At 35.2% G+C, this 460-nt stretch carries 1 protein-coding gene; it reads left to right on the top strand.

The genetic code is table 11. The annotated features are described in order from the left end of the window. A partial coding sequence (locus A5295_RS06535) for a hypothetical protein (protein ID WP_064622170.1) occupies nucleotides 1-267 on the top strand: 267 nt, incomplete at its 5' end. Nucleotides 268-460: the final 193 nt, after the last annotated feature.

Here is a 460-nt window from a genome sequence, read left to right as displayed (position 1 = left end):
AAATCAAATAGTATTAGCAATAGTAATAAGAGAAGTTCTATTGGTTTAATGCCTTGGAGTATTGTTATTACGCATTGTTGTGGGCTTCCTTGCGCAATGCTTGCATACATGCTTTTGCATATTGTTCGCGATTTTGGATTTGTTTGTGATGATTATTGGTTATTAATGAGATCAACGCTGATTGCGTCATATGCGATTATTATCGCGCTTATTTTTGCTAATATTTTTGCAATGCTATTTTGTGCGTACCGAAGTTGCAAGTCTTAGATTATTTAGCAAGAAGTATCGTAGGGATATTATTTGATAGTAGTGTGAGACTTTGTTGGTTGCGTTTGATTATTATCTCTAATTTGACATAACGTACATTATCGGATAAATATCAAGTAAATCTAGTCAAATAATAAGCTCAACCGGCAGAAACTGTGCAGCCTGTCTCTTATACACATCTCCGAGCCCACGA

It is taken from the genome of Gardnerella sp. 26-12 (assembly GCF_001660745.1).
GTDB classification, from domain to species: Bacteria; Actinomycetota; Actinomycetes; order Actinomycetales; family Bifidobacteriaceae; genus Bifidobacterium; species Bifidobacterium swidsinskii.
Note: the sequence above shows the minus strand (reverse complement) of the source record. Positions and strands in the feature narration are given on the sequence as shown.